The organism is Intrasporangium sp. (assembly GCF_030452765.1).
Taxonomy (GTDB): domain Bacteria; phylum Actinomycetota; class Actinomycetes; order Actinomycetales; family Dermatophilaceae; genus Intrasporangium_A.
On sequence record NZ_JAKDLO010000056.1, the window covers coordinates 1 to 23,384 of the forward strand.

Annotated in this window: 18 protein-coding genes; 6 read left to right on the forward strand and 12 right to left on the reverse strand. The window is 72.5% G+C overall.

Going from position 1 to position 23,384, the window contains the following annotated elements; genetic code table 11:
* Positions 1–43 precede the first annotated feature (43 nt).
* The 3 genes from L0H79_RS09120 to L0H79_RS09130 all read right to left on the reverse strand — a co-directional run bounded on the left by L0H79_RS09120 (position 44) and on the right by L0H79_RS09130 (position 2,248).
* Positions 44–634: an alpha/beta fold hydrolase gene (locus tag L0H79_RS09120; protein WP_367652452.1), complete on the reverse strand. Its 591-nt coding sequence runs from the start codon at positions 632–634 to the stop codon at positions 44–46.
* Positions 635–1,195: 561 nt separating this feature from the next.
* A complete protein-coding gene (locus tag L0H79_RS09125) occupies positions 1,196–2,017 on the reverse strand; it encodes a hypothetical protein (protein WP_301484286.1) in 822 nt (273 codons plus the stop codon).
* Positions 2,018–2,248: a MoaD/ThiS family protein gene (locus tag L0H79_RS09130; RefSeq protein WP_301484287.1), complete on the reverse strand. Its 231-nt coding sequence runs from the start codon at positions 2,246–2,248 to the stop codon at positions 2,018–2,020.
* Between the two features lie 202 nt (positions 2,249–2,450).
* Between L0H79_RS09130 and L0H79_RS09135 the strand changes: the two genes are divergently transcribed.
* The 4 genes from L0H79_RS09135 to L0H79_RS09150 are packed head-to-tail and all read left to right on the forward strand — an operon-like array spanning position 2,451 to position 7,376.
* Entirely contained in the window at positions 2,451–3,125 is a 675-nt protein-coding gene (locus tag L0H79_RS09135) for a winged helix-turn-helix domain-containing protein (protein ID WP_301484288.1), read from the forward strand.
* A gap of 23 nt (positions 3,126–3,148) precedes the next feature.
* Entirely contained in the window at positions 3,149–4,060 is a 912-nt protein-coding gene (gene mshD, locus L0H79_RS09140; RefSeq protein ID WP_301484289.1) for a mycothiol synthase, read from the forward strand.
* Positions 4,061–4,104: 44 nt separating this feature from the next.
* Complete coding sequence (locus L0H79_RS09145) at positions 4,105–6,420, forward strand: RNA degradosome polyphosphate kinase (RefSeq protein ID WP_301484290.1); 2,316 nt, start codon at positions 4,105–4,107, stop codon at positions 6,418–6,420.
* Between the two features lie 5 nt (positions 6,421–6,425).
* Entirely contained in the window at positions 6,426–7,376 is a 951-nt protein-coding gene (locus tag L0H79_RS09150) for an NUDIX hydrolase (RefSeq protein WP_301484291.1), read from the forward strand.
* A 61-nt stretch (positions 7,377–7,437) separates the two neighbouring features.
* Here L0H79_RS09150 and L0H79_RS09155 read toward each other — a convergent pair whose 3' ends face one another.
* The 9 genes from L0H79_RS09155 to L0H79_RS09195 form a co-directional block, all read right to left on the reverse strand.
* Positions 7,438–8,433: an inorganic phosphate transporter gene (locus L0H79_RS09155; RefSeq protein ID WP_301484302.1), complete on the reverse strand. Its 996-nt coding sequence runs from the start codon at positions 8,431–8,433 to the stop codon at positions 7,438–7,440.
* Positions 8,434–8,439: 6 nt separating this feature from the next.
* A complete protein-coding gene (locus tag L0H79_RS09160) occupies positions 8,440–9,060 on the reverse strand; it encodes a DUF47 domain-containing protein (RefSeq protein WP_301484303.1) in 621 nt (206 codons plus the stop codon).
* Between the two features lie 94 nt (positions 9,061–9,154).
* Positions 9,155–9,379, reverse strand: a complete 225-nt coding sequence (locus tag L0H79_RS09165) for a hypothetical protein (protein ID WP_301484292.1) — start codon at positions 9,377–9,379, stop codon at positions 9,155–9,157.
* 202 nt (positions 9,380–9,581) lie between these two features.
* Positions 9,582–10,193: a hypothetical protein gene (locus L0H79_RS09170; protein ID WP_301484293.1), complete on the reverse strand. Its 612-nt coding sequence runs from the start codon at positions 10,191–10,193 to the stop codon at positions 9,582–9,584.
* A 144-nt stretch (positions 10,194–10,337) separates the two neighbouring features.
* Positions 10,338–13,676, reverse strand: a complete 3,339-nt coding sequence (locus tag L0H79_RS09175) for a heavy metal translocating P-type ATPase (protein ID WP_301484294.1) — start codon at positions 13,674–13,676, stop codon at positions 10,338–10,340.
* Positions 13,677–13,866: 190 nt separating this feature from the next.
* On the reverse strand, positions 13,867–16,395 hold the full coding sequence (locus tag L0H79_RS09180; RefSeq protein WP_301484295.1) for an ABC transporter permease: 2,529 nt from the start codon (positions 16,393–16,395) through the stop codon (positions 13,867–13,869).
* Between the two features lie 5 nt (positions 16,396–16,400).
* Positions 16,401–17,276, reverse strand: coding sequence for an ABC transporter ATP-binding protein (locus L0H79_RS09185; RefSeq protein WP_301484296.1), 876 nt, complete (start codon positions 17,274–17,276; stop codon positions 16,401–16,403).
* Positions 17,277–17,377: 101 nt separating this feature from the next.
* Positions 17,378–17,611: a heavy-metal-associated domain-containing protein gene (locus L0H79_RS09190; protein ID WP_301484297.1), complete on the reverse strand. Its 234-nt coding sequence runs from the start codon at positions 17,609–17,611 to the stop codon at positions 17,378–17,380.
* A 66-nt stretch (positions 17,612–17,677) separates the two neighbouring features.
* Complete coding sequence (locus tag L0H79_RS09195) at positions 17,678–19,219, reverse strand: MFS transporter (RefSeq protein WP_301484298.1); 1,542 nt, start codon at positions 19,217–19,219, stop codon at positions 17,678–17,680.
* Between the two features lie 125 nt (positions 19,220–19,344).
* Here L0H79_RS09195 and L0H79_RS09200 point away from each other — a divergent pair, with 125 nt between their 5' ends.
* A complete protein-coding gene (locus L0H79_RS09200; protein ID WP_301484299.1) occupies positions 19,345–22,059 on the forward strand; it encodes a helix-turn-helix transcriptional regulator in 2,715 nt (904 codons plus the stop codon).
* A gap of 144 nt (positions 22,060–22,203) precedes the next feature.
* The gene (locus tag L0H79_RS09205; protein WP_301484300.1) at positions 22,204–23,370 is read left to right on the forward strand and encodes an NAD(P)/FAD-dependent oxidoreductase; all 1,167 of its coding nucleotides are present in this window, start codon (positions 22,204–22,206) and stop codon (positions 23,368–23,370) included.
* Positions 23,371–23,384 lie beyond the last annotated feature (14 nt).

Consider the following 23,384-nt stretch of genomic DNA (forward strand, 5'->3'; position numbering starts at 1 on the left):
GCGCGGGCGAGATGCCGCGAGCTGGGCGGCATACGTGACGATGTCACTGTCCCTGTTGCGCGAGCACGACCCCCGTCATCACGTCGTGGAACTGCTCGGGCTGCTCGAAGATCGGGCGGTGCCCGGAGGTGTCGAGCACGACCCGCTGCTTGTGGGGAGCCTCGAGCAGCCGGAACCACTGATCGGCGAGGGCGGCGCGGCCGCGCGCCTCGAACGCGCCCTGCACCAGGTAGACGGGCACGTCGAGCCTCGTGGCGCTCTGCCGGAAGTCGATGTCCTGCAGCTGCGGGTAGAGGGCGGCGAACACGTCGAGGAACGCGCCGAGGCTGTGCACCTGTTCGAGCAGGGTGTACTCCTCGATGAACAGGTTCTCCGAGAAGCCGCCCACGCCTTCGGAGTTCGCGCCGTGGTCGTAGGGATGGACCTCCTTCTCGTGGGACAGTGCGGTCTCGTAGTCGAGGATGTCCGGGTAGGGAGGCGCGCCGATCGCGGTCAGCTCGCCGACGAGCCGCTCGTCGCCCGCCCGTCTCGCCCAGGCGAGGCTGTCCGCATGGAAGATCCGGTCGGTCTCGCGCTGGCTGACCATCTGACCGACCCCGACGAAGGCCCGGTACAGCGAGGGCGAGTCCTGCACCGCGAGGACACCCAGGGTCGAACCCCACGACTGCCCGACCAGGTGGATCCGGTCGGCGTCGAACCTGTCCCGCAGGTACTGTCCCGTTGGCTACTGCCAGGGCCGCGCCGCCGACCCATGAAACGGCCCACACCGCCCAGCGCCGGCGCGTCATCGGTGCTTGGCCCTCGCCGGCGGCCTGCCGATCCGAATCGAGAGTGCACCTCTCCTGATCGAGCGGTCACCGGCCGGGTGCCCACCTTGGGCGGGGGTACCTGCCGTCGTCCAGGTTTGGGTTGGTCCGACCGGGCCAGTCACGCACCAGAGCCGGGAGGTATGCCGCTCAGCGGGCCCACCATCGTCAGCTGAGCGGCATACCCGCTGGGTCTTCTCGCCCAGAACTGCACTCTCGACCCGAACTGCTGCACTGTCGATCGGGAATGCGCGGGAATGCTTGCACGCCCGGGCCCTCGCACACCCGCACGTCTACGCGTACGTCCACCGGTGGGCCGACGAGATCGGCTACGGGATCGCACCGCGCGTGGCATCCGAGTGACAGACGGTATGGCCGGCGTCGCCCTGCTAGAACAGCACCGCGAAGAGCCGGACGAGGGCCCCGACCAGCAGGACCGACCCGGCGCCGACCGCGACCTGCCCGGGGGCACCGAGGATCGCCGGCTGCAGGGCCAGGACACGCCGCAGCGACCACGAGACCGTGGCGGTGGCCGCGCCGATACCGAGCGCGCCCATAGTGGTCAGCTCGTCGGTCCACGAGGCGGCGAGCGCGGCCACGCCCATGCCGGCCAACAGCACGATGAAGCCGAGGAACAGGCGCAGCACGCGGACCGGCGCGAGCAGGTCGCCGACGACACTGACGGCGGCGGCCAGCATCGCCAGGACGATGACCGGCCCCGATCCGGCGTCGTGGGCGCTCACCGCCAGCAGGGCACCGGAGGCCAGCAGGACCAGCCCGCCGACGGCGGCGAGCAGGGACAGGACGAGGCCGGCTCGCGGCGGTGGCCGGAGCAGCTGGTGGAAGAAGGCCGCGACCATGCCGAGCGCCACGGCCGCGGGCAGCCACCGCAGGTCGTCTCGGACGGTTGCCCCGAGCATTGCTGCGGCCGCGATCCCGAGGACGACCGACGTGGCGAGCGCGGTCCGGGTCCCGCCCACCGCGGGCCACCCGAGCACCACCGCGAGGGCGAGCGCGGCGACGACACCGAGGACAGCGGCATACCCCCACTGCGACGCGACGATGACTGCCACCGCACCGACCACGGTCGCGGCGACCGACCACGGACGCACCCGGTCACCCGACACGGGTGACAACGGTAGCCGCAGCGGGCCGTGCTCCTCGGGCACGCCGCGCGGGTCGTCGACTGCGGGATCGGTCACCGAGGTCACTCAGCCTCCCGCGAACGGCGGCAGCACCTCGACCGTCGAACCGTCCTCGAGCAGAGTCGACCGGTCGGCGGCGTGGCCGTCGATCAGGAACGTCGAGGAGGCGACCACGCTCGCCAGCGCCGGGTGCGCCGCGACGGCCGCGTCGAGCACGCCCCCGAGCGTCGGGCCCGCATGAGCCTCCGTCTCGGCCCCGGTGGCCGCACGCGCCGCAGCCCAGTAGCGCACCGTCACCGTCGGCGTCTCTGCAGCCGTCCCGGTGACCGTCTGCTTGACGACCGTCCCTATGGCTGTCCCTCTTCCTGTCTCAGTGGCGTTCTCAGCTGTCTCGGGAGCCGTTTCAGCGGCTGTCGACACCGCACACCTGCCTCTCGGGTCGTCTCGTGGTCCCGTCGGGACCGACGGGACGGCTCCAGTCTCTCGTATCCTGCTCGCAATGGCCCGGTTGCTGCTGCTGACGAATGCGCTCGCCCCGAGCGCGGACGTCCTGCCTGCGCTCGGCTTGCTCGCACACCCGGTCCGGGTGCTCGCAGCCGAGGCGACGGTGCTCGTCGAAGCGCCCCCGTGCGACATCGTCCTCGTGGACGCCCGCCGTGACCTCGCCGCCGCGCGCTCGCTCTGCCGGGTGCTGCGCGCGACGGGCACCACGGCGCCGCTGCTGGCCATCCTCACCGAGGGCGGGCTGGCCGGTCTGACCGCCGAGTGGGGGGTCGACGACGTCGTGCTCGAGACGGCCGGCCCCGCCGAGGTCGACGCCCGCATCCGGCTCGCCCTGACCCGCGACCAGCCGGGGTCCGACGAGCTCGACGCGCCGATCACGTCGGGTGAGCTCGTCATCGACGAGGCCAGCTACTCGGCGAAGCTGCGCGGGCAGCTGCTCGACCTGACCTACAAGGAGTTCGAGCTGCTCAAGTACCTCGCGCAGCATCCCGGTCGCGTCTTCACCCGCGCCCAGCTGCTCCAGGAGGTGTGGGGGTACGACTACTACGGCGGCACCCGCACCGTCGACGTGCACGTACGGCGCCTGCGCGCCAAGCTCGGCCCCGACCACGAGTCGCTGATCGGGACCGTCCGCAACGTCGGCTACCGCCTCGTCGTCCCGACACCCTGAACGCCCTGTGATGGAATCGCGGTATGTCCGAGGTCACCATCGAGCGTCGGGACGCCCGCACCCCCCTCTCCCCGGCCGAGTCCCACGCCATCCTCCGGCTCGCCGAGCACGCCCGGCAGGCCGACTCCAGCGCCGCACTCTCGGAGCAGTTCCGCCTGTCCGTCGAGTCCCGTGACGACCAGAGCGCGACACACCTCCTCGCGTATGCCGCTCCGCCGGCGCTCGCCGGCTACGCGCAGTCGCGCTCGGGCGGGCCCGGCGAGCCCGCCTCGGCCGAGATCGTCGTCGACCCGGACCACCGCGGCGCCGGAGTCGGCGCGGCGCTGCTTGCCGAGCTGCCCGCCGACGTCCGGTTGTGGAGCCACGACTCGGACGGTGCCGCGACCGCGTTCGCCCGGACCCAAGGGTTCGTCCCGGTCCGGGAGCTGCACTTCATGGGCCGCTCCCTGACCTCCGGCCCCGCCTGGCCCGCGGCGCGGCTCCCCGGCGGGTTCGCGGTGCGACGCTTCGAGCCGGGCCGTGACGAGCACGGGTGGCTCCGGGTCAACGCTGCGGCCTTCGCACACCACCCCGAGCAGGGAGCGCTCGGGATGCCCGACCTCGAGCAGCGGATGGCCCAGCCCTGGTTCGACCCCGACGGTTTCATCCTCGTCGTCCGTCAGGGCGAACCTGACCGGATCGCGGCCTTCCACTGGACCAAGGTCGACCCACCGGGCGGGCCGGTGGGCGAGGTCTACGTCGTCGGCGTCGCGCCCGAGCACCAAGGGCTCGGCCTCGGCACGGCGGTGACGGTCCTCGGCCTCGACCACCTGCGCCAGGCGGGCCAGGACGACGTGGTCCTCTACGTCGACCAGGACAACACGGCCGCGCTGCACACCTACCGCAGCCTCGGCTTCGGCGACCTGCAGGTGCACCGCCAGTTCGCCCGCCCCTGACGCGGCGCCGGCTGATCACCCGCAGCCCAGCGATCGGTGCCACCATGGGGCACATGAGCACGAGCAGCCTCGAGCAGGTGGCGTCCGACGACACCGAATCGGGTCCGGGCGATCCTGTACTCGACCTCGCGACGGAGTCCATCAGCTCGTTCGCAAGTGCCGTCCCGGCTCCCAAGCTGCCGGCCCGGGCCCCCAACGGCCGCTTCGTCGGCGTCCCTCCCGCGTCACCGGTCACCCAGCCCGAGCAGGAGCTGCCGGCCGACCGTTACCTCGAGCGCGAGCTGTCCTGGCTCCAGTTCAACGAGCGGGTCCTGCAGCTCGCCATGGACCCCACCGTTCCGCTGCTCGAGCGCACCCGGTTCCTCGCGATCTTCTCGAACAACCTCGACGAGTACTTCATGGTCCGGGTCGCCGGCCTCAAGCGACGCATCGCGACGGGCCTCGCGGTCCGCACGGCCGCCGGTCTCGAGCCACGTGAGCTGCTCGACCGGATCGCCCGGGTAGCCCACGAGCTGATGGGCCAGCAGACCGAGGTCTTCCAGCACGACGTACGTCCGGCCCTCGATGCCGAGGGGATCGAGGTCATCAGGTGGGACGAGCTCGACGAGGCCGGCCGAGGTCCGCTGCACCACTTCTTCGCCGACCGGGTCTTCCCCGTGCTCACCCCCCTGGCCGTCGACCCGGCCCACCCGTTCCCCTACATCTCCGGGCTCTCGCTCAACCTCGCCGTCCTGCTCGAGAACCCCAAGACCGGGGTGGAGCACTTCGCCCGGCTCAAGGTGCCACCGAACCTGCCCCGCTTCATCGAGATCGACGAGTCGGCCCAGCCCGGCGGGGAGCACCGCAAACGTTTCGTGCCCCTCGAGGACGTCATCGCGGCCCACCTCGACCAGCTCTTCCCGGGGATCACGGTCCTGGAGCACTTCACCTTCCGCGTGACCCGCAACGAGGACGTCGAGGTCGAGGAGGACGACGTCGAGAACCTGCTCACCGCCCTCGAGAAGGAGCTGACGCGGCGACGGTTCGGGCCCCCGATCCGGCTCGAGGTCGACGAGAGCATGGACCCGCGGGTCCTCGAGATGCTCACCGGGGAGCTGCAGATCAGCGAGCGGGAGCTCTACCGGCTCCCGACACCGCTCGACCTGACCGGACTCGGGGCGCTGACCGACGTCGACCGGTCCGACCTCGAGTTCCCCAAGTTCGTCCCCCGCACGCACCCGGACTTCGCGCCGATCGAGACCTCGAAGCCGGGCGACATCCTCGCCGCGATCCGGCACAAGGACGTCCTCGTCCAGCACCCGTACGACTCCTTCTCGACGTCGGTCCAGTCGTTCATCGAGCAGGCCGCCGCCGACAAGGACGTCCTCGCGATCAAGCAGACGCTCTACCGGACCTCGGGAGACTCCCCCATCGTCGATGCGCTCATCGACGCCGCGGAGGCCGGCAAGCAGGTGCTCGCCGTCGTCGAGATCAAGGCCCGCTTCGACGAGGTCAACAACATCTCGTGGGCCCGCAAGCTCGAGCAGGCCGGGGTCCACGTCGTCTACGGCGTGGTCGGGCTCAAGACCCACGCAAAGCTGTGCCTCGTGGTGCGCCAGGAGCCGGAGGGTCTGGTCCGCTACTGCCACATCGGCACCGGCAACTACAACCCCAAGACAGCCCGGATCTACGAGGACTTCGGCCTGTTCACCTGCGACCCGCAGGTCGGCGAGGACATGTCCCGCCTGTTCAACCAGCTGTCCGGCTTCGCGCCGCGCAGCAAGTTCAAGCGGCTGCTCGTCGCGCCCCGCAGCGTGCGCTCCGGCCTGGTCGACCTCATCGAGGAGGAGGCCGCCATCCACGCGAGCCGGCGCAAGGACGAGCCGCCGGGCCGCATCGCCATCAAGGTCAACTCGATCGTCGACGAGGCGGTCATCGACGCGCTCTACCGTGCCTCGCAGGCCGGTGTGCGCGTCGACCTCTGGGTGCGGGGCATCTGCGCCCTGCGGCCGGGCCTCGAGGGCCTCTCGGAGACGATCCGGGTCCGCTCGGTGCTCGGCCGGTTCCTCGAGCACTCGCGGCTCTTCTGGTTCGACCACGGGGGCGACCCGCAGGTCTACATCGGCAGCGCCGACATGATGCACCGCAACCTCGACCGCCGGGTCGAGACGCTCGTGCGGATCACCGACCCGGGCCACCTGAGCGAGCTCTCGCAGCTGTTCGCGCTCGGGTTCGCCGACTCGAGCTCCCGCTGGGACCTCGGTCCCGACGGGCGATGGGTGCGACACGCCGTCGACGAGGCCGGTGACCCACTCGTCGACATCCAGGCTCGGCTGGGCGAGCGCCACGACAAGCGGCGCCGCAAGGCCCGCAGCCGCTGATCAGGGTGGCCTCCCTCGTCCCCGCTGCCGGCACCCTGCCGTGGCGCCGCCGCGACGACCGGCTCGAGGTCGCCCTCGTCCACCGGCCGAGGTACGACGACTGGTCCTGGCCCAAGGGCAAGCTCGACGCCGACGAGCTGCCGTGCGTCGCGGCGGTCCGCGAGACCCTCGAGGAGACCGGGCTGCAGGTCCGGCTCGGCGGGCCGCTGCCGCCGTCGGACTACCCCGTGCCCGACAGCTCCGGAGAGATCGCCGCCAAGCACGTCGACTACTGGGCGGCGGTCGTCACCGGGGGGCACGGGTGCCTGGAGCACGAGATCGACGCCCTCGCGTGGGTCGAGGTCGGTGCGGCCCACGACCGGCTCGACTACTCACGCGACCGGGAGCAGCTGCGGGCCCTCGTGCGAGCCGAGCGCGAGGGACGACTCGACACGTGGCCGCTCGCGCTGGTGCGGCACGGCAGGGCACAGCCCCGGGAGGCGTGGGCGGGCGACGACCGGCTACGGCCGCTCACCTCGGCCGGAGCGCGACAGGCGGTGACGATCGCAGACGTGCTGGCGGCATACGGCATCACCCGTCTGGTGACCTCGCCCTCCGTGCGCTGCGTGGCGACCCTCGAGCCCTTTGCCGCCCACACCGGGCTGCGGATGCGCGAGAAGGAGGGCCTCTCCGAGGAGGGGTATGCCGCTGACCCGAGCCGGGCGCCGCGGCACCTCCGCGCCGCGCTGAGGCGCGCCACACCCGCCGCGCTGTGCAGTCACGGGCCGGTCCTGCCCGAGCTGCTCGGTCGCCTCGTCGACCTCGTGCCGGGCGATCTGCCTCGAGCCGACGCGTGCCGCGAAGAGCTCGCGGGCGCCGCTGACGAGCAGATGCGCAAGGGTGAGGTGCTCGTGTGCCACCTACTGGGGCGGGATGACACGGCCTCCGTCGTCGCCGTCGAGCGCATCACGGCCTGAGCGCCGCGGCGCGATCGCCGCGTGCAAGAGCCTGCTGACGACACCCGAGGCTGCGCAGGACTCAGCCGTGTCCCCAGAACGTGAGGTACCACGCGACGATGGCCACGAGGGCGGCACCCGGGAAGGTGAAGATCCACGCACCCACGATGTTGCCGGCCACCCCCCACCGCACGGCCGAGAGGCGCTTGGTCGCGCCGACGCCCATGATCGCGGACGTGATGGTGTGCGTCGTCGAGATGGGGGCACCGAACCCCATGCCGGCAACGTAGAGGATGCCCGCCGCGGTCGTCTCGGCGGCGAAGCCCTGCGGCGGGGTCAGGTGGATGATGCGCCGACCGAGCGTGCGCATGATCCGCCAGCCGCCGGAGTACGTGCCGAGGGAGATGACGATGGCCGACAGCACCAGCACCCAGATCGGGACGTGCGACCCATCGTGGTGGCCCGAGACGCTCAGCGCGAGCACCACGACCCCAGCGGTCTTGGAGGCGTCCTGCAGGCCGTGACCGAACGCCATGGCCGCGGCGGAGAGGGTCTGGGCCCACCGGAACCCGCGCTGGACCTTGCCCGGCTGGGCACGACGGAAGAGCCAGAGGATCGCGGTCATCGCCAGGTAGCCGAGGATGAGGCCCGCGATCGGCGAGAGCACCATCGGCAGGATGACGACCCAGAGGATGTTGACCCACTGCACGCCGACCCCGGCGACGACGGCCGCCCCGGCCAGCCCGCCGATGAGCGCATGCGAGGATGACGAGGGCAACCCGAACCACCAGGTGACCAGGTTCCAGCCGATCGCCCCGACTAGGGCGGCTCCGACGAGCCACAGACCCTCCACGCCCTCGGGCTGGTCGATGATCCCGGACCCGATCGTCTTGGCCACCTTCGTGCCGAAGAAGGCACCGACGAGGTTGGCGACCGCCGCCATGATCAGCGCGGCCCGTGGGGTCAGGGCCCGGGTCGAGACCGAGGTGGCGATGGCGTTCGCCGCGTCGTGGAACCCGTTCGTGTAGTTGAAGCCCATCGCGAGCGCGATGACGATGCCGATGGGCAGCAGGTCCAGCACCGGTTACGACTCCTTGACGGCGATGCCCTCGACCATGTGGGCAACCTTCTCGAACGAGTCGGCTGCATCCTCGAAGCCGTCGATGATCTCCTTGGTCTTCATGATGTGGATCGGGTCGGACCCGTTGTTGAACAGTCCGGCGAGCATCTTGCGGTGCAGCGTGTCGGCCTGGTTCTCGAGGCGGTTGATCTCGATCCAGTAGGAGGACAGGTCCTGCAGCGAGCGCAGCTTGGGCATCGCCTCCGCCGTGACCTCGGCCATGCGGGAGAGGATCTCGAACTGGTCGACGAGGCCGGCCGGCAGTTCGCCGATCTCGTAGAGGCAGATGAGGTCGGCCGCCTCCTCCATGTGGTCCATGCAGTCGTCGAGGTGCGCTGCCAGACCGTGGATGTCCTCTCGGTCGAAGGGGGTGATGAAGGAGCTGTTGACCCGTTTGATGATCGCATGGGTCGCTTCGTCGGCCTCGTGCTCGAGCTCCTTGAGCCGGTCGGCTATAGGCGGCCGGTGAGACGGCTCGACCTCGAGCAGTCTGGTGAGCTCACGGGTGGCTTCGACGAGGAGATTGGCGGACGCGGAGAAGAGCGCATAGAAGCTCGTCTCTTGAGGGGTGAGGCGTAGGCCCACGGTAACTCCGGTCGATGGAGGGTCGGTCGCCATGATGCTATGCCGTCAGGTGCACGTCCGCGCAAACCCGAGAGCGCCCGTCACCCGCCGATCGTCAGCCGTGGGCCCCCTCGTCGGTATGAGCGGCGGCCTCATCCAGGGTCTCGGCGGCTGGCCCTGCGGGGACTGTGTGCACGACTCCGAGCAGCGCGTCCACCTCGTCGCGGGTGAAGTGGCGCTCGGAGCCGGATGCCGCGACGACAAGGTCGCTCACGAGCTCGATCTCGTCGCGCAGGTTGGTGTCGAGAAGGTCCCCCGAACCCTCGTCCTCGCGCGTCATGGCACAAATCTAGGGTTCGGCGCGACCCGGCGGGGCGCTAGCACTCGACGGATTCGGAGGAACCGTCGCCGTGTTGCGCCGGGCCGGGAGCGCCTCTCGGCACAGGGCCGCTCTGAGCGGCAGAATTTGGGACCCGGGGCTACCACGACCCGACGCGCAGTCCAGAATAAGGGTCGGATCGCCCTTCTCAAAAGATGTCGGGTCACACGAGGGTGCCCGAGCGCCACAGGCGCGCGCACGCAGCGAGGTCATCGGCCATCGCGAGCACGCTGGCGGCGCCCTGAGCGGCCTTCTCGCCCTCGCCGATGTCGGCCCGGCCGGCTGAGACGACGCGGCAGAACGCAGCAGCCCGCTCGAGCGCGACGGCCAGGTCACCGACGAAGACCCCCCGCAGGATCTCGTCGCTCAGGCGGCGGACCTCATCCGGCCCGGGGGGCTCGGCCGCGCCGGCCACGACGTGGTTCGGAGCCGTGAACCGCACCCCGGCGGCATACTCGCGGCTGGCCTCCTCCGGCACGCGGCGCACCCATTCGTGCAGGACGTAGAGCCGCCACAGCGCCCCCGGCAACGTCCGCGCCGGCCGCTCCGACCAGAGCTCGGCGACCGTCGACAGGCCGACCTCCTCGACGAGCTCGACGAGCCGGTGGGTCAGCTCGGGGTCGGCTGCCGCACGCCCGGCGTGTACCAGGACGGCCGCGGTGCCGTGCGCGGCGTGCAGCGCCTCGGTCGGGTCGTACGAGCCTCCGTGCGCCTCAAGGGCAGCCGGGCTGAAGAACACCGGCCGTCGCGGGGTGCGCCGCTCGTCGTTGGTCATCTTCGCAGGCTAGCCGGTGCGTTGTCGTCCGGCCGGCGCGCGACGCCGATCGTGCGGATGCCGCTCAGCCCGCCCGCGCGGACGGCTCGGTCTGCGGGGGCGGGCTCAGCAGAACACCGGCAGCTCAGCCGACAGCGCACCTCGTCACTGCACCTGAGCCGCGTGTGCGCGCAGGGTGAACGGCACGGTCATGACGTGGCCGTCGGCGAGCCGGAACTGGGCCCACGTCTGGTAGAGCCCCGGGGTCGGGAACTGCGCGTGGACCCCCAGCTCGGGTCCGTAGGTCTGGCCCGGCAGCGCGAAGACGGGCCGACCGTCAGGGTCTGCGACCTCGGCGTGCTCGTGGGCGAAGGTCCGCCCGTCGGCACGCATGACCACGACGTGCCCCGCGGCGGCCAGGTAGGGCTGCAGGTCGGTGACCGGAGCGCCGGTGGCGGCGTTCGCGAAGGTGTAGTGCAGGTCGCTGGCGCCGCCCGTGTGCACCTCGCCCTCGAGCCGGACGCGGATGCCGTCGACGACCGCGGTACGCGGGCTCTCGGTGAGGCTGACCGGCGCTGGCGCGTCGCCGGCGACGGTGACCACCTGGCGGTCATGGACGTCGGTCATCTGGCCCCGCTGCCGGAACTCGCTGTTGACGATGTAGCGGCCGGCCGTCGGGAAGGTCACCTCGACGGCGAGCTCGCCGGGGTTGCCGGTCGGGTGGGGGTGGACGTGAGCGAAGGTGCCCAGGTCTGCGCGGGTGGCAATCAGGTGCATCCACGCCTCGTGGCTGCGGGTCAGGTCCTGCACCGGCCGGCCACTCCGGTCGTGGAGGACGGTGAGCAGGAGCCGGGTCGGCACTCCGGGCCGCGTCTGTGCGGGCAGCTCGAGCCGGACCTCCAGGCCGGCGTCGGCAGCCTCGACGGGCGGCGCCTCCGCGGTCATCATCACACTCATCGCGGGACGCATCGGCATACCGGTCCCCTGTGCCCAGGCCAGCTGGCCGTTCATACCCCGCCCGGCGAAGTCCATCCGGCTCACCGCGGTCAGGCCTGCGCCGAGGGCGAGAGCCATGACCGCGACCCCGGCCAGGTAGGCGTACTGGCTGACGCGGGCGCGCAGCGGCGGGCGCAGGATCTCCTGCACTGTGGCGGGCCGGGCGAACCGGCGCAGCCGGAGCGCGTTCGTCAGGACGCTGACCGAGCTCATGGCCATGGCGGCACTGGCGAGCACGGGGTCGAGCAGCAGGCCGTTCCAGGCGTAGAGGGCGCCCGCGGCCACTGGGATGAGCAGCAGGTTGTAGCCGAAAGCCCAACCCAGGCCCTGCTTCATGGTGGCGACGGTGCGCCGGGAGAGCGCGATCGCCGAGACGATTCCGCGCAGGTCGCCTCCGACGAGCGTGATGTCCGAGGCGGCGATGGCGACATCGGCACCCGTGCCGATGGCGATGCCCACGTCGGCGGTCGACAGCGCGGCGGCGTCGTTGATGCCGTCGCCGGCCATCGCCACGACGTGGCCCTGCTGCTGCAGCTCACGGACCTTGGCGGCCTTGTCGGCGGGCAGCACCTCGGCCAGGACGTGCTCGATGCCGACCCGGTCGGCGATCGCCGCGGCGGTGGCGGCGTTGTCGCCGGTGAGCATCCACACCTCGACGCCGAGGGCGCGCAGCTGCGCGACCGCCTCGGCGGACTCCGGCTTGACCGTGTCGGCCACGGTCAGCACGGCCGCCGGCTGCCGGTCGATCGCGACGAACATCGGCGTCCGGCCCTGCCTCGCCTCGGCGGCGGCGGCGTGCGACAGCGCGGTGACATCGATGCCGTGGGCGTCCATCAGTGCTTGGTTGCCGGCCAGGACGTGGTGCCCGACACCCGCGACAGCGACGACGGCGTCGATCCCGTGGCCGGGCACGGCATCGAAGGACCGCAGCTGCGGCAGGGTCAGGCGGCGGTCCGCGGCGGCCGCGACGACCGCCTCACCGACCGGGTGTTCGCTGCCGGTCTCGGCTGCCGCGACCATCCTGAGCACCTCGTCCTCGCCCCAGCTGCTCGTCGCAGTGATCGAGGTCAGGGCAGGCCGTCCGTGCGTCAGCGTGCCGGTCTTGTCCAGGACCACGGCGGTGACGCGGCGCCCGGTCTCGAGCGCGTCGCCATCGCCGATGAGGATGCCCAGCTCGGCAGCCCGCCCGGTGCCGACCATGACCGCGGTCGGAGTCGCCAGTCCGAGCGCGCACGGGCAGGCGATGATCAGCACTGCGATGGTGGTGGTGATCGCCATCGTCAGGTTGCCGGTGTCCGGGCCTAGCAGCACCCACCCGACGAAGGTGGCCGCCGCGAGTCCCAGCACGATCGGGACGAACCAGGCCGAGACCCGGTCAGCCAGCCGCTGCAGCGGCACCTTGCTGCCCTGGGCGTCCTCGACGAGTCGCACGATCTGGGCCAGCGCGGTGTCCGCACCGACCGCGGTGGCCCGCAGCACCAGGCTGCCGGTCCGGTTGAGGGTCGCGCCGATGACCTGGTCGCCTACCGCCTTGTCCACCGGCAGGCTCTCGCCGGTCAGCATGCCCTCGTCGACCGCGCTCGCGCCGTCCGTGACGACGCCGTCCACCGGCACCTTCTCGCCGGGGCGCACCCGCACCAGGTCGCCGACGACGACCTGCTCGACCGTTACGTCGACCTCGGCGCCGGCACGCAGCACACGCGCGGTCTTCGGGGCGAGGCCGACCAGCGCCGTGATCGCCGCGGCCGTCCGCTTCTTGGCCCGGGCCTCCATCCACCGTCCGGCCAGGACCAGCGCGAGAATCACGAGCGACGTCTCGAAGTACACGTGCAGGGGCAGGCCCCACCGCTCGGCCGTCGCAGGCCACAGGGTCACGAACGCGCTGTAGGCGTAGGCGACTCCGGTGCCCAGGGCCACGAGGGTGTTCATGTTGGTCGAGCGGTGCCGCGCTGCCGTCCAGGCGGCCAGGTAGATGTCGCGGCCGGCCCAGAACTGCACGACCGTGGCCACGACCAGGATCGCCGGCATCAGCCAGTCCATCGTGTCCAGGTAGAGGGGCACGTACATGAGCACCATCAGGCCCAGACCCGTCGTGAGGGTGAGCTGCCACTTGCGCTTGAGGGTGGCCAGGTGACGGTCCCGGTCCTCGTCTCGGGACGCCGACGCGTCCTGCGACGGCTCGTGGGCAGCGGCCTCATGGCGCGGGGTGGCCGTGTACCCGGCGCGGGTGATGGCGTCGGTCAGGTCATCGAGTGCGGCCCGCGCCGGGTCGAAGCGGACGATTGCCACCTCGGTGGCCAGGTTCACGTCGGCGGCCACCACACCCTCGAGGCGGCCGAGCGCGCGCTCCACGCGACCCACGCAGGAGGCACACGTCATACCGCCGATGTCGAGGGTGCAGCTCACTTCGGGCTGGGTGGCCACCATGGTGGTCTGCGGGTCGGTGGTGGTCTGGGAGTCGGTGGTGGTCTGGGAGTCGGTGGTGGTCTGGGAGTCGGTGGTGGTCATGTCGGATCCTCGTTCGGGCGGGTGTTGCTGTGTCGTCATCCTTGGCCGGGTGGGACGGCCTCGAACCGGCGAAACCACCGGGTTCGGGCCCCGACCCGCGCGCTGGAGGCGCGGGCCGCAGAGCGTCGGCTACCGCGGCCCACGCTTCGGCCCCGGCCCGCGCGCTGGAGGCGCGGGCCGGTTCCATCCGCTACTGGGTGGCGATCGAGGCGAGCACGTCGAGCTGCGCGGCCCGACGGGCCGGCAGCAGGCCGGCGGCCAGCCCGCCGAGGACGGCGACGGCCACGATCGCGAGCAGCTGTCCGACGGGGATGCTGACGACGACCGGGTTGTCCGCGGCCAGCGCGGCCAGCGTTGCCACCGCGAGACCGAGCCCGAGGACGATGCCGCCGACCACGGCGACGGCAGCGACCAGCACCGCTTCGGCGCGGACCATCCACCGCAGCTGGGTGCGGGTCATGCCGACCGCGCGCAGCAGCCCGATCTCCCGGGTGCGTTCGACGATGGACAGCGCCAGCGTGTTGGTGATGCCGAGCAGCGCGATGAGCACCGCGAAGCCGAGCAGCACGGTCACCAGCCCGATGACCTGCTCGATCGCGGCGGCCCGCCCTGCAGCGGCTTCCGCCTGGTCGCGGACCTGGGCGTTCGGGAAGTCGGCGACGGCCGCCTTGAGCGCCGCACGGGCCCTTGACTGGTCGACGCCGCCCATGAGCTTGACGTAGACGGTGGCGTCGACGTCCTCGCTGTAGTGCCGGGCGTAGCCGTCCAGCGAGAGGATGTAGCGGCTCGACAGGGCCTGTGCCGACTCGTCCGCCATCACGCCGGCCACCCGCAGCAACTGCTCGCCGTCGCGCGGGAAGGTCATCGCGAGGGTGTCTCCGACCTGCAGACCACGCTCGGTGGCCGCACTCGCCGCGAGCACGATGCCGTCGTTGCCGAGCGCGGACAGGCTGCCAGCGGTCATCGTGATGTCGGCGACCTCCGGCAGGGTGACCGGGTCGACGGCCGCCAAGGCACTGGTCGCGCCCTGGTCCAGCCAGTGGCCGAACCGGGCCCTGGACACGACGGCCACGTCCGGCAGTCGGTCGACGCGGCCCACGACCTCCGGAGAGAGGCCGCCGAGCATCTCCTCGCCACTGCTCTGCACCAGCAGGTCGGCCCTGATCGCCTCGGTGCCGGCCGCGCTGATCGCCTTGACGGAGCCGCCCAGGACCGACACGAAGCTGATCAGTGCCAGGCCAAGGGCCAACGCGGTCACGGTTGCCGCCGTCCGCCGGGGATTGCGCACCGTCGACTCCCGTGCCAGCCGACCGGGCACGCCGAGGCGTTCCACGGGGCGACCGACCAGCCGCGCCAGCCGCGGCGCGAGCACCGGCCCGAGGACGACGAGGGCGACCAGGAGCAGGGCCGCGCCGAGACCGACGCCGGCGATGCTGCGCATCCACCCGGCAGCGACCAGGAGCGGCGCTGCCAGGCCGAGCAGCACCCATCCGGTGGTGAGCCGGCCCCGTCGGGGTGCGGAGGGTGCCGGCTCGGAAGCCCGCATCGCCTCCACGGGCGCGACCCGCGCGGCCCGTCGTGCGGGGCCGAGCGCGGCCAGCAACGTGACGACGGTGCCGGCGGCCAGCGCGATCCCCAGGGTCGAGCCCGTGACAGTCAGGGGCCCGTCGGGCAGCGCCAGGCCCGCACTCCGGGCGAGGCCGCGCAGGGCACGTGCGGCGCCGACCCCGAGCAGGGTGCCGCCCGCGGATCCGGCCAGCCCGACGAGCAGCGCTTCACCGACCACCGAGCCGAAGACCTGCCGGCTGGTCGCGCCGGCCGCTCGCAGCAGGGCCAGCTCCCGCGCGCGCTGGGTCAGCACGATCCCGAAGGTGTTGGCGATCAGGAAGGCACCGACGACGAGCCCGGCACCGGCCAGGGCCAGCAGCACGATCCGCAGGTAGCGGATGCTCTCCTTGGCGGCGTCGGCGCTCGCTGCGGCGGCGTCCTGGCTGTTCGTGACGGCATACTGCGTGCCGAGCGCGGCCGTCAGTCGGGCGCTGAGGCCGGGCACCGCAACGCCCTCGGCGGCAAGCACCTCGATCGAGCTCACGCGGGAGCCGAGGCCGAGCAGCGACTGTCCCGTGGGCAGGTCGACCAGCACGACGGCGCTGTTGGCGAGCCCTTCCTGGCCGCCGATCCCGGTCAGTCCGACCACGCGCAGCGTGTGGCTCGTCGTCGCCGAGACCGTGATGCGGTCACCGAGGGCGATGCGCTGCTGTCGGGCGGTCGCGGCATCGAGCACGACCTCGTCCGCACCGCGGGGGGCATGCCCGGCACGGAGCGCGTAGGCCGTGAACGGTGCCTCACCCCAGGAACCGACCAGGGTGGGCCCGTTGGGCGCCACGGTGCGTCCCCGCACCTGCAGCTGGCCGGCACCGGCTGCGACGGCACGCACCCGGGCGACGCCGGGGACGGCGTCGACCCGCTCGGTCAGGTCGGCTGGGAGCGGGTCGCGCTGCACCTCGACGCCCATCGCCGAGTTGAACGCGGCGGCGGATCGGACGGTGAGGTCCACCCCCGCCGAGGTGGTGCGGAACTGGGCATCGAGCAGGTGGCTGCTGGTGTCGGTGAGCACGAGGCTGCCGGCGACGAAGGCGACACCGAGCGCGACGGCCAGCCAGGTCAGCGCCAGTCGGGACCGGTGTGCGAGCGCGTTTCTGAGAGTCAGGCGCCACATCGGGGTCACCCCCCCACCTGGGCGTCGAGGCGAGCCAGGTGGGACAGGACCGACTCGGCAGTGGGATCGACCTGCTCGTCGACGATGCGTCCGTCGGCGAGGAAGACGACCCGGTCGGCGTAGGACGCGGCGCCGGGGTCGTGGGTGACCATGACGATGGTCTGGTCCAGGGATCGGGTGGCGTCACGCAGGAACGTCAACAGTGCGGCGCCCGCTCGAGAGTCCAGGTTGCCGGTCGGCTCGTCGGCGAACACGAGCTCGGGGCGGGCGATCAGGGCCCGACCGACCGCGACCCGCTGCTGCTGGCCGCCGGACAGCTCTGCGGGACGGTGGCGCAGCCGGGCGCCGAGGCCGAGCATCTGGACGAGCTCGGCTTGCCAGACCGGGTCGGGTCGCGTGCCGGCCAGGGTCAGCGGCAGTGCGAGGTTCTCCTCGGCGGTCAGAGCCGGGATCAGGTTGAACGCCTGGAAGACGAAGCCGAGGCGCTCCCGACGCAGCAGGGTGCGGTCCCGCTCGGAGAGAGCGCCGAGGTCCGTGTCACCGAGCAGGATCTGCCCGGAGTCGATGCTGTCCAGGCCGGCGAGCGCGTGGACCAGGGTGGACTTGCCGGAGCCGGAGGGGCCCATCACGGCAGTGAAGCGGCCCCGCTGGATGTCCACGCTGGCGCCGTCGAGTGCCCGGACGGCCGCCTCGCCGCGGCCGTAGGTCTTCACGACGTCCACGGCGCGGGCGGCGATCGGCCCGGTGGGGTCCGGCGCGGCGTGGCCCGGCGCGGCGTGGCCCGGCGCGGCGTGGCCCGGCGCGGTGTGGTCAGTAGTGGCCCGGCCCGGCGTCGTGGGTTCCGGCGCTGGGATGGGGGTGATGGCGGGGATGGTGGTCATGGTCTGCTTCCTTCCAGGGGGCCGCAGCGGCGGACAGCGCGCGGCGGCTCGGTTGTCACCCGGCGGGGGGGGGGGGGGCCCGGCTCCCCCGGCGCGTCGGGTCAGGGGATGAGGTCGTAGCCGGCCTCGTGGACGGCGTCCGCGATGTCGGCGCGGTCGACGGGGCGCGTCGTCGCCACGGTCACCGTGCCGCTGGGCAGGTCGACCGTGACCGACTCGACGCCGGCGACGGCACCGATCTCCTGGGTGACGGCGCGCCGGCAGTGGGCACACGTCATACCGGTGACCGTGAACGTCGTCGAGCCGATGAACGTGCGGGGGGTGTTGGACAGCATGGGAGCTCCTTCGAGAGCGGAGGTGGTTGGGTCGGAATCAGGTTGGGGCGCGCGAGCTCGCCGTGGTCAGTGGCCGTGATGTCCGTGATGGCCGTGCCCGCCATGGCCGGCGGAGGCCGCCGAGTGCCTCCCGCCCGGGACCGCGAGCAGGGTCAGCAGGAACAGGCCGGCCAGCACGCAGGCCGCCGCGGTGAAGGCTGGGCCGTAGCCCTCGACGATGCCGGTTGAGGTCGTGAGGTCGCCGGCGACGGCCGTGAGCGCGGCCACGCCGAGGGCGGCACCCACCTCGTGTCCGGTCATCATCAGCCCGGACGCCAGCCCGGACTTCTCGGTCGGCACGTCACCCATGGCGGCGACGGCGATCGCCACGAACATCGGGCCGACGCCGGCACCGACGAGCAGGAATCCGGGGAGCAGGTCTACGGCGTAGGAGGTGCCACCGGCGTTGGCTGCCAGCAGCAGCACTCCGGCGGCCATGACGACCAGCCCGCCGAGGATGAGCGTGCGCGGGCTGACCCGGCCGATGACCTTCGAGGCCGCCGCCGCGGAGAGCGTGATGGCCGCGGCCAGCGGCAGGAACTCGAGCCCCGCCACGAGCGGGGAGGCGCCCATCACGGCCTGCAGGTACAGCGAGGTGAGGAAGATGGCGCCGACGACGACGCCCGTGACGCCGGCCATCACCGCCGAGCCCGAGACGAGCGACCGGATTCGCCAGGTGGCCGGAGGCACGAGCGGGTCGGCAGCGCGCTTCTCGACAACGGCGAAGACCACCAGCAGCGCCGTCGCGGCCACCAGGGAGACCCAGGTGCGAGGGGAGGCCAAGCCGGCCGAGCGGATGGACTCGACACCGAACACCAGGGCGAGCAGCCCGCTGACCAACGTCGCCGCGCCCGGCACGTCGAGCCGGGCGAGCGCCCGGCGCTGGCGCGTCCCGCTGGTGACCGTGCGGAGCGAGCCGACGACGACAGCGACGCCGATCGGCACGTTGATGAAGAACACCGCGCGCCAGCCGAGGGCGCTGGTCAGGGCCCCGCCGAAGAGCACGCCGGCGGCGATGCCGAGGCTGCCGACCGTGCCCCACACGGCCAGCGCAGTCTGTCGCTGCCGACCGGCGTAGGCGGTCATGATGATGGAGAGCGCGGCGGGGGTGAGCAGTGCCGCGCCGGCGCCCTGCGCGGCGCGGGACAGGATGAGGGTGAGCGGCGTCTGGGCCAGGCCGCTGGCCAGTGAGGCGGCCGTGAACAGGCCGATGCCGGCGAGGAAGGCACCGCGCCGGCCCAGCAGGTCGGCGACGCGGCCGCCGAGCAGCAGCAGGCCTCCGGAGAGCAGCACGTACGCGCTGACCGCCCATTGGTACTGCCCGGCCGACAGGTGCAGGGACTGGCTGATGGACGGCAGCGCAACGTTCACGACCGAGACGTCCAGGATGACCATGAACTGTGCGGCGATCATCAGGGTGAACACCGTCCACGAGCGGCGCGGCTCGGTACCGGTCGCGCCGGTCGGGTCGGTCGGGTCGGTCGCATCCGTGATGTCGGGCACGGCGTGGTCAGCAGGTGGATGGTGGCCGACGACGGTGGCCGACGGGTTGGCGGGATGCGGTGACATGACGTCTCCTCGGGAAGCGGATCGCTGGACGAGGCCAAGGTTCACCCGCGCAGGCACCGGCTCACGCCGGTGATTTCGCCGGGTTCTGATCCCCACCTGCGGCCCTCCCCCGATACGATCTGCCCGTGCTCGCCGGACGGGACCGCGAACGCGCGAGGATGACCGCGCTCCTCGGCGCTGCCCGCGAGAGCCACGGCGGGGCCATCGTGGTGCGTGGCGTCGCCGGGTCGGGCAAGTCGACCCTGCTGGCCGACGTGGTGGCCGGCGCCGCCGACCTGACGGTGTTGCGGACCTCGGGCGTGGAGTCGGAGTCCCCGTTGGCGTTCGCCGCACTGCAGCGGCTGCTGTGGCCGCTGCGTTCCCGCCTCGACACGTTGCCGAGCCCGCAGCGGGCGGCACTGCGAGCCGCGCTCGGCGAGGCATCGGGCGAGGGCGAGAGGTTCCTGGCGTTCCTCGGGACGTTGAGCCTGCTCGCCGACGCAGCCGAGGAGGCGCCGGTGCTGGCGGTCGTCGACGACGCGCACTGGCTCGACGACGCATCCGCGGCCGCGCTGCTCTTCACGGCACGCCGGCTGCAGGCCGAACCCGTCGCGGTGCTCTTCGCCGCGCGGGACGGGGACGCCCGCCGGTTCGACGCGCCGGACCTACCGACGCTCTCCCTCGAGGGTGTGACCGGCGCGAGCGCCGCCACCGTGCTGTCGGCGCGCGCGGATGTCGTGGTCGATCCCGCCGTGCGCGACCAGCTGGTCGCCGCCACGGGCGGCAACCCGCTCGCCCTGGTCGAGCTCTCCGGGGCGCTGACCATCGAGCAGCTGGCCGGCCTGGCTCCCCTGCCCGACCCTCTCCCGCTCACCGGCGGGGTGGAGCGGGCCTTCCTGGACCGCTACCGGCGACTGCCCGAGGCGGCCCAGCGGTTCCTGCTGGTGGCTGCCGCCGACGACACCGGCCGACTCGTCGTGGTGCGTGATGCCGCCGACCGGGTGGGGGCGGGCGACGACGCGCTCGACGAGGCGGAGCGGGCCGGACTGGTGAGCGTCGACGGCGACCAGCTGACCCTGTACCACCCCCTCGTCCGTTCTGCGGTCTACCGGGCCGCGACGAGCGTCGGACGGCGCACGGCCCACCAGGCCCTCGCCGATGCCCTGCACGACGACGCCGACCGACGTGCCTGGCACCAGGCCGCGGCGACCGACCGGCCCGACGAGCACGTCGTCGCCGCGCTCGAAGCGGTGGCCGAACGTGCGGCCGCTCGGGGTGGCCACGAGGCGGCCGCCGCCGCGTGGGCCCGCGCCGCGGAGCTCACGACCGCAGGGGAGGACCGAGGGCGGCGGCTGTACCGTGCCGCGTCGTCGGCCTGGTTGGGCGCCCACCCTTCGCGAGCCGCTGCGCTGGCGAACGCCGCTGCGGCCCACGTGACCGAGTCGCGCCTGCGCGCCCAGCTGCTCACGCTGCAGGGGCAGGTCGCCTGGAACACGCGCTCGCTGAACGACGGCTACGAGCTGATCGCGCAGGCCGCGCAGGTGGTCGTGGGCGTGGACGACGAGATGACACAGCACCTCGCGATGCTCCTCGCGTCGCTGTCGGCCTTCGGCGCTCGCTCAACCCGCCCCGTCGATCCGACGGGACTGCTGTCCGCCACCACGAGCGACGCCACCGGCCAGGACAGTGCGGCCGATGCGCTCCTGCACGGCTTCCTGGCGGCCAGCCGGCGCGACTGGCCGACGACCGCAGTGTCCTTCCGACGGGCCTTCGCCCTGACGGACGCCCACCCGGTCGACGACCACGTGCTCCAACCCAACCTCGCCCTGGCCGCAGTGCTCATCGACGACGACGAACGAGGCCTGCGCCTGCACGAGGAGCAGCTGACCGCGGCCCGGCGCGCGGGTGCCCTGTCCATGGTCGAGCACGCGCTCACCCGCGGCTTCCAGTCCCAGATCGCGACCGGCGCCTGGTCGGCGGCCTCGGCTGCCGCCGCCGAGGCGCTGCCGCTCGCGGCCAGCACCGGGCACCCGGGGATGACGGCGCTGCCCACCGCCGAGCTGGCCCTGGTCGCCGCCCTGCGTGGGGACGAGTCCGCCGACAGCTACCTGACGGAGGTGGACGAGATCCGGGCACGGAACCAGGTCGGCGTCTCGGACGGCCTCGTCGTCGACCTGCTGCACCGGGCACGTGCCCTGTGCGCGGCGACGCAGCCGGCGACCGCGATGCACCACCTCGAACAGACCCAGAACCCGTGGATGCGCCGCGCGGCAACGCTCGAGCTGTTCGATGCTGCGATTCGGGGCGAGCGCCCCGAGACCGCTCGCAGCTGGCTCGAGGAGGTGACCGCCTTCGCCGAAGGCTCAGGCACACCCGCCGCGTCCGCGGTCGTGGAACACGGCCGCGCCTTGCTCGCCGACGGCGCCCACGCCGAGCAACACTTCGAGCTGGCTCTGGCCGCGCACGCCCGATCTCCTCGACTGCCGGACCGTGCCCGCACCGAGCTGGCCTTCGGTGAGTGGCTGCGCCGTGCCCGGCGCCGGGTGGACGCCCGCGAGCACCTGCGCACCGCCCTGACGCTGTTCGAGCAGCTCGGCGCTGCCCCGTGGGCCGAGCGGGCCGCGCAAGAGCTGCGGGCGTCCGGCGAGACCGCCCGACGACGCGATGTCTCCACCGCCACCGACCTCACCGCGCAGGAACGGCAGGTCGCGTCCCTGGTCAGGCAGGGCCTGTCCAACCGCGACGCCGCTGCCCGACTGTTCGTCAGCCCGCGGACCGTCGACTTCCACCTGCGCAACGTCTTCACCAAGCTCGGGGTCTCCTCTCGCGCCGAGCTCACGGCGCTCCCGCTCGACATCTGAGCCGGCGCCATAACCCGGACACCACGAGCGAGCAGCGGCACCCCATCGGCTACCCGCCTAGATCCCGGCGATTCTCCCGGCGTGACACCAGGTGGCTGGCTCCTAGCGTCGGCAGCACACCACCTCGGATGTAGGAGACCTCACATGAGCACCTGGGTCGGCAACCCCCGCGCCTGCGACCTCGACCGGCTCGACGTCATCGTCATCGGTGCCGGCCAGGCCGGCCTCGCCATCGGCCACCACCTCGCCCGTCGCGGCGTCAGCTTCCTGCTGCTCGACGCCGGCACTCAGGTCGGCCACTCGTGGCGGCAGCGCTGGGACTCGCTGCGCCTGTTCAGCCCCGCCCAGTACGACTCCCTGCCCGGTCTGCCCTTCCCGGCACCAGCCGACACCCACCCCAGCAAGGACGACGTCGCCGACTACCTGGCCGGCTATGCCGCTCACTTCGACCTACCGGTGCGGCTCGGCTCCCCGGTGCTGCGACTGCACCGCGAGGACGGCGGCCAGTTCGTCGTCACGACCCCGACGGGCACCTTGCATGCCGCGCAGGTCGTTGTCGCCACCGGCCCCTTCCAGTCCCCGCACGTCCCAGCCCTGGCCGAGCGGCTCGACCCGCTGGTGGCGCAGCTGCACAGCGCCGAGTACCGCAACCGCGCCCAGCTGCCCACCGGGGGGCACGTCCTGGTCGTCGGCGCCGCCAACTCCGGCCTCCAGATCGCCGCCGAGCTCGCGACGACCTGCCCGGTCACGGTCGCCGTGGGCTCCAGCCCGATGCAGCTGCCGCAGCGCATCGCGGGCCGTGACCTGTTCTTCTGGCTGACCAGGTCGCGGTTCTTCAGCGTGCCGACCCACAGCCGGATCGCGCGCCGCCTGCGAACTCGTGGCGACATCGTCATCGGCACCCGCTCGGCGACGCTGCGCCGCCGCGGCATCGACTTCCGCCCGCGGCTGACGGAGGCCAGCGGACGCACCGCGCACTTCGCTGACGGCAGCACGACGAGCGTCGACGCGGTCGTGTGGGCCACCGGCTACCGGCCGGACTACGCCTGGCTGCACGTGCCCGGCGTCGTCGTCGCCGGGCAGGTGCGTCACGAGGCCGGCGTCACCGATGTCGCCGGCCTGTACTTCCTCGGTCTGCCGTGGCAGACCTGCCGCGGCTCGGCGCTGCTCGGCTTCGTCGGCGACGACGCCGCTGCCCTGTCCGAGCGCATGGTCGCCGATGCCGCGGTGGCCACCGCCCCCACCCCCCACACCGCCTATCGGGTAGTGGCGAATTCACATCTGGCGCTGACGGCGATATGCAGTGTGTAGTTCTCGGGGGGGGC